The organism is Microcoleus sp. LEGE 07076 (assembly GCF_015207455.1).
In the GTDB taxonomy this organism is placed as follows: Bacteria; Cyanobacteriota; Cyanobacteriia; order Cyanobacteriales; family Microcoleaceae; genus Microcoleus.
The window spans coordinates 1-6,288 of record NZ_JADEWV010000273.1 but is presented as its reverse complement, the minus strand read 5'-3'; the positions used below and the strand labels follow the sequence as shown (position 1 = coordinate 6,288).

7 protein-coding genes are annotated in these 6,288 nt (G+C 46.5%); 4 read left to right on the top strand and 3 right to left on the bottom strand.

Translation table 11 applies throughout. The features are described 5' to 3' along the window. From IQ270_RS26875 to IQ270_RS26865, 3 genes are all read left to right on the top strand, one after another. Positions 1–1,051 (top strand): DUF3987 domain-containing protein (locus IQ270_RS26875; RefSeq protein ID WP_193976212.1); only part of this gene is annotated, 1,051 nt, incomplete at its 5' end. Positions 1,052–1,187: 136 nt separating this feature from the next. Then, a complete protein-coding gene (locus IQ270_RS26870; protein WP_193976211.1) occupies positions 1,188–1,541 on the top strand; it encodes a hypothetical protein in 354 nt (117 codons plus the stop codon). Between the two features lie 71 nt (positions 1,542–1,612). Next, a complete protein-coding gene (locus IQ270_RS26865) occupies positions 1,613–1,789 on the top strand; it encodes a hypothetical protein (protein ID WP_193976210.1) in 177 nt (58 codons plus the stop codon). Positions 1,790–2,555: 766 nt separating this feature from the next. Here the strand turns inward: IQ270_RS26865 and IQ270_RS26860 are convergent. Further along, positions 2,556–2,792 carry a hypothetical protein gene (locus IQ270_RS26860; RefSeq protein ID WP_146136840.1) on the bottom strand — a complete coding sequence of 79 codons (237 nt, stop codon included), beginning with the start codon at positions 2,790–2,792 and terminating at the stop codon, positions 2,556–2,558. 734 nt (positions 2,793–3,526) lie between these two features. Between IQ270_RS26860 and IQ270_RS26855 the strand changes: the two genes are divergently transcribed. Then, positions 3,527–4,513 (top strand): tyrosine-type recombinase/integrase, encoded by a 987-nt coding sequence (locus tag IQ270_RS26855; protein WP_228056742.1) that lies wholly within the window; start codon positions 3,527–3,529, stop codon positions 4,511–4,513. 20 nt (positions 4,514–4,533) lie between these two features. Here the strand turns inward: IQ270_RS26855 and IQ270_RS26850 are convergent, their stop codons facing one another. Both IQ270_RS26850 and IQ270_RS32450 read right to left on the bottom strand, forming a co-directional pair. Beyond that, complete coding sequence (locus IQ270_RS26850; RefSeq protein ID WP_339384366.1) at positions 4,534–5,631, bottom strand: transposase; 1,098 nt, start codon at positions 5,629–5,631, stop codon at positions 4,534–4,536. Positions 5,632–5,688: 57 nt separating this feature from the next. After that, positions 5,689–5,808: a helix-turn-helix domain-containing protein gene (locus IQ270_RS32450; RefSeq protein WP_339384365.1), complete on the bottom strand. Its 120-nt coding sequence runs from the start codon at positions 5,806–5,808 to the stop codon at positions 5,689–5,691. Between the last annotated feature and the right edge of the window lie 480 nt (positions 5,809–6,288).

The following is a 6,288-nucleotide window of genomic DNA, read 5'->3' as shown; positions in this document are numbered from 1 at the left end:
TGAAATCGACGGCTTCTTCAAAGCCCTCAACAAATATCGGGCTGGCAAGGGGGACGACGAAGCCTTTTACCTCACCCTCAACAACGGCGGCGGTCCCAAAGTCATCCTCATTGACCGCGATCGCCGAGTCGAGGTGGAGAGGTCGTGCGTCCCCATCACCGGCACCATTCAGCGCAAGACGCTTGACGAAGAGATGACGCCCCGCAAAATTTCCAGTGGCTGGATGGCCCGGTGGGTAATCTGCTTGGCCCAGATGCCCAAACGGCGGCGGACGCGACTGCCCTACCCCGACATTGACGCCTTTCTCAAAGACATCTACCACAAACTTTCCGTCCTCAAAATGCACTATCGTCCCGTTCAAAATGAGGAGACAGGCGAAGTGCTCAAAGATGAAACGAACCGCACTGTTTACCAGGGTTTTCCGATCACTTACCACCTCAGCGACTCGGCTGCCGACTACTACGAACAGCACTTTTTCAACCCGATGGTCGAGCGCGAAGAAGCTGAACTGAATGAAGGTTTCCAGCTAGCCATGTCCAAGTGGAGCGGGTACTGCCTGCGGATTGCCCTCATCCTGCATTGCTTGCACGAAATCTGCAAGTTAAAAAACCCGGACGGCATCCTCAAAACTTACTTGCAGTTGAAAGAAGAGTGGAAGCTCTCAGGCGGGGAACGTTCCGACAAGCCTTTTGAGATTGAAATCCCTACCTTGATTGGGGCCGACATCATTCAAAAGGCGATCGCCACCAGCTACTTCTACATCAACCAGGCTGAAGTGCTTTACAAAGGGCAGCAGCAAGATGAGGACGATACAGTTCCGGTCATCCAGAAACTGATTCAGAAATCAGAAGAGTTGCGGGACACGGTTGCTGAAGGTTGGATCAGCACCCGTGAAGCATACCGCAACTGTCGCGAACTCGTTGCAGGAGCTAAACTGCGCCAGATGTCGAACACCGACTTTACGGCTGCGGTCTTCAACCAAATGGTTTCGATGAACCTCGGTGAAACGAAAAAGGTCGGCAAGTCTTTCAAGTGGCGGATTCTAAGATAATTGTTGCTCGGCCACGTTTTGGCGGTTATATCATTTCCGAAAAACCCTGCTACAAACACGAGCGTTGGGTTGATTCGCAAGTCAAAGCCAACAAAAAAGTTGCTACTGTTGCAGAATTTTTCGGAAATGGTATTAGTTGCAAGCCCGCAGAGCGATCGCGCGAACCGAGTTGCAAGTGCAGTCCAGGGTATTTGTGGCAACTTGCAAAAAATGCCGTCCTCCGACAGCAGCGATTCTTCCAAAGTCTTCCAGAGTAAGCGATTACGTTATCAATAATGACAGTTGTGACGATTCTCAACCGTCATTGACGATCGCGCTTCCCGCCTGGAGCGCTCTAAAGCTGAGCATTGAAACCTTCGTCTTTTGCCTCAAGAAAGAAGCTGTGTTGAGAGAAGAGCGGAAGACACTAAAGCCCAGTCGGTTGTGGGCGATCGCAATTGTCACCGGATACCTAATTACCGCTAGTTTAAAAATTGCGTTGACGATTTGACGATAGTTTGAAACTCCCGCAGAACAAGCTGTTCCCTCGTCAATAGCAGCTTCGACGATTGAAAATCGTCATTGACGATTCCTCAGCACATCCCAAGAGATTTACGATCGCCCGCAGGTGAGCGTACTGGTAACAGCGGCAACCTACAAACTGCTAGTTCGCCAAGCTGGACTCGTCAAGCAATCGTCAGAATCGTAGAAAACTCCGAGTACACCAATTTTTGTGTTGACGATTTGACGATTCCCTAGAACTCTTACCCCGTAAGCACTTCAGTCGTCAATAACAGCTTTGACGATTCAGAATCGTCATTGACGATTCACTGCTGACGTTACTCACGGTAATTACATCAAGCGCCATCAAGCACCATATATGGTGTGGTGTCCTATTTTTGTGTTGACGATTTGACGATTCTCTAAAACTCTTACCCCGTAAGCACTTCAATCGTCAGTAATAGCTTTGACGATTCAGAATCGTCATTGACGATTCATTGTTGACCTTACTCGCGGGACTTACAAAAAACGGTATATATAGTGTTTTAGTAAATTAAAGTCTACATTAAATAACTATATATAGAGTAACTGCGTAAGTCCTGCTCATTCGCTTACATCGAGTTCATGTGATAGTGGCAGTTCGCTTGTCCACCAGAGGTTGTCAAGCAATCGTCAGAATCGTCAAAAACTCGCAGTACATTCCCACAGCCCTTGCAGAGAAAGCGTTTATCGAGAATCGTCAAAAATAATGTCAATAATCGTCAATAAAAGCTAGAAGCTGAAAGCTTTATAAATAGAAGAGTTTAGGAGAATCGTCAAATCGTCAAAGAAAATTTCTTTTTTAGTCGCGCTCTGGTTCACGGCTTGACACTGAATCCCAACCCCTTTGTAGAAGCTGTGTTAGGAGAAAAGCGGAAAATGCTGGGGTGCAAGTTGGTTGTGGACGATCGCGACGGACTATCCGGCATCTAATTTACTGCTAATTTAAAAATTGCATTGACGATTTGACGATAGTTTGAAACTCTTACACATCAAGCAGTTCCCCCGTCAATAGCAGCTTTGACGATTGAAAATCGTCATTGACGATTCCCCAGCCACATCCCAATAAATTCACGATCGCCCGCTCCCGCGATAACAAGGACAATCCGCTTCCCTGCCAGCTTGATAGGGCGATGGGCGTCAAGCAATCGTCAAAATCGTCAAAAATTTGCAGTATATCCCCAAAATCCATGCTGAAAAAGCGTTTGGGGAGAATCGTCAAAAACAATGTCAATAATCGTCAATGAAAGTTAGAAGCTGAAAGCCTTATAACTACGATAGTTTAGAAGAATCGTCAAATCGTCAAAGAAAATTTGTCGTGACCTTGAGTTAGGACACTCGTGAGGCATCAAGTCCTCAAAAGCCAAGGTTATGTCGGATGCTGGTTCAAAACGCTACAGGGAAGTTAGTTGCTCCCGAGTGTGATCGCGAATGCCTGCCGATCCCTTTTTTGCAAAAGCTTAAAATTAGCGTTGACGATTTGACGATTCCCTAAAACTTTTACTCCATAAGCACTTCAATCGTCAATAACAGCTTTGACAATTCAGAATCGTCATTGACGATTGTCAATCAGATAGCAGTGGCGACCGGATCATGTCAGGCGCAAGTCGTCAATGACGATCGCGACAGGTCGATCAACCAATCGTCAGAATCGTCAAAAACAGAGCGGCTATTCCCCAAACTTATAGTGGGAAAGCATTTGGGGAGAATCGTCAAAAACAATGTCAAAAATCGTCAATGAAGCTTAGAAGTTGAAACCTTTACAAACAGGGAAGTTCAGGAGAATCGTCAAATCGTCAATAAATTTTAGTTATAAGTAGTGTTGAGACTCAAAATTGAAACTGAGTATTTTTACAGCCCAGCAAATTTTCTGCACGTATTCAAGTTGTCTTTCAAGGTTGAATCTTGTGCTATTTGCACCTCTCGATCGGGTAATCTGGTCTGGAAAGCCACATTATGAGGCCGGCTATGGACTTAGAACACGCTACTAATTCCTTTGGAGAAATAGCTTCGACGCGCGACCTAGTGGCAGAGCTGTTAGCTGCCAAGCGCTCTGTCAACACTAGGCGTGCTTATGAGAAGGACTTGTACGATTTCTTTACGACAATGGCGGGGCAGGAACCGCACCCGGCATTGGTGCGCGAGTTCCTACGGCTGAACCGCTTCGCCGCTGTCGCGGTGGTTCTCAAGTATAAAGCCAAACTAATTGACAAGGGACTCAAGGAAGCGACGATTAATCGGCGGCTGGCGGCAATCAAAAGTTTGGTGAACTTTGCTCGGAAGGTGGGCGAGTGCGAGTGGAGTTTGGTAGATGTTGAAGGAGAGAAGGTGGTTCCTTACCTGGATACTACAGGGTTTGGCCGAGTTGCTTCTGAGAATGTGGCGGCGATGCAGTCGGTGTTGTCCGTTCCTGACCGGAGTACGCCCCAGGGAAAGCGCGACTATGCAGTTCTCCGGCTGCTGTGGGACAATGCGTTGCGTCGGGGAGAAATCGGCGCAGCCAATATAGGTGACTTTGACCCGCTAGCCCGAACTCTGAACATTTACGGCAAAGGTAGGGGAACTCAAGCGCAGCTAATTGACTTGCACAACGCGACGGCAGATGCGATTTCTGATTGGCTGAGCGTGCGGGGAGCTGCAATGCCCCAAGAGCCTTTATTTATCGCTTTGACAAAGCGGGAATACGGGTTGAGGTTGAGCGGGTATGCTATTTACAAGCTTGTTTTCTCAACTTGCTCCGCTGCGGGAATTCCTAAAAGAATCAGCCCGCACAGAATACGCCACGCTGCAATTACGACTCTGTTAGATGCAAGCAACGGCAATACGCGAATGGCGCAGAAGTTGAGCCGCCATACGAGCTCGAACGTCCTTAATTGCTACGATGACAATCGGCAGAGCTTGCAGCGAGAAGCGTCGGTGCTGCTGGCTAGTTTGGTGCGGTGATGTACTCCCGACGTTGACCGCTAGGCGGTACAGCGCGGGCTTCTCTCAGAGGAAGTCCTCTTAGAGCGTTTTATAGTGAGGGAGACACCCAGCCCCACTTTTTTAATTAGTATTGCCGAATTCGTGTCCCTATCCAATTCTAGACCGCAGTGTGGGCAGCTATGCCAACGGTCGCGCAGTTCTTTTGGGACGCGGTTCAAACATTCTGAGCAATGCTGAGAAGTTCCACGTGGGTCAACCTCGATCACCAAGCAGCCAGCTCTTTGGGCCTTGAAGCTCAGTATTTCATTGAATTGACTCCACCCTGCATCAGCAATGCTTTTATTCAGTCCAGACTTTGCTGATTGCCGATTAGGAAGAAACTTTCCAGTTTCGTCTTGCTTGGGTTTAGCGCGTCTGGACATATTCTTGACTTTGAGAGCCTCAACAAAAACAACATCAGCTTTGTTGAGAAGCTTTTTGGCAGTCTCAAAATGAAACTGTTTGCGTTGTCTTGCAACCTTTTGGTGCAAACGAGCAACTTTGCGGTACTGCCTATTTTTCGCTCTGCTTTTTTTCTTTCGAGCAGCAGCCTTGCGTTGTAAAAGAGCAAGTTTTTCTTCCGATTTCCTGAAATGCTGCGGTATTGGTTCAAATTCTTTCTCGGAATCTGCAAGAAACTTTTCTAGACCCAGATCGATGCCAATGCTGTTTTCCCAGGTTGGGATAATATCAATAGCTATATCTGGCACCGCATGGCTTTGTATAGTCAGCGTCACGTACCACCCATCAGCTTTCTTGGAAATTATTGCTGTTTTTACGTCAAAACCATCAGGAATTAGCCTATGCAGAATCAACTTAACATCGCCAAACTTAGGCAAGGTAATTCTATTACCCTTAAGGCAATCCATATCCATTTGGGTGTAGGTAAACGACCGATAACGTCCTTTGCCCTTGAAACGAGGTTTTCCAGAACGATTGCCGTTACAATCCCCTTTAATAAATCTGTCAAAAGCAAGCTTAACTCGGTCTACGCAGTTTTGTAATACCTGAGAATATATGTCTTTGTACCAGGGTCTATCTTTCTTCAGTTGTACAAGACTGCGTTTTTGACTGTAATAATCGGGATGAGCGCGCAAGGATGGTAAGTGACATATCAATGGACAAGCATTGATATCGCAACGATTCCGTTCCCACTAATCAAATCTATCTTGCAACAGCCAGTTATATTGATGGCGAAGCATATCTAGCCAGCGGTTCAGTTCGGCTTTTTGCTCAGTTGTTGGAAGTAGCTTGTATTGGTATGCTAGTCTCATTGTATAATTCTAGCATATTGCTACCAAATTGCTGTCATGAATCAAATCAGTATCAGATTTCCAGACAGGGAAAAAGAGCATTGCAGAAATATTGTTAGTTAGCTGGGCGAACGCAGAATGATGTCATTCGTGAGTTGCTGAAAAAATTGTCAATCTCCGGGGTATTGAACCCCATCGATTGACCCGGCTTTCATCCCGACGCTCACTCCTTGTACAGGTAGAGCGCGGGGCTTCCCGCCTAGCAGCTAAGTTTAGATTTAATTGAGGAGCCGGATGGCGGTGAAGGGAACCAAATTGAAAGATGAAGTGCTGAATCTGCTGACCAAATTTTCGCCTCAGTTCAAAGTGTTTAAGTAGGAATAACCCGCGAAGATTGGCTAAACGACTTTCAATTCATTAGCGAAGAATTCATTATTACAGAATTTGATAGTACAACTTTTAACCAAAATGAAGATCAATCAAATGAGTCAACTCTATGAC

Excerpts from the sequence above, each read along its gene's own strand:
- IQ270_RS26855 (WP_228056742.1), top strand. The coding sequence starts at position 3,527 with ATGAGGCCGGCTATGGACTTAGAACACGCTACTAATTCCTTTGGAGAA.
- IQ270_RS32450 (WP_339384365.1), bottom strand. The coding sequence starts at position 5,808 with ATGAGACTAGCATACCAATACAAGCTACTTCCAACAACTGAGCAAAAA.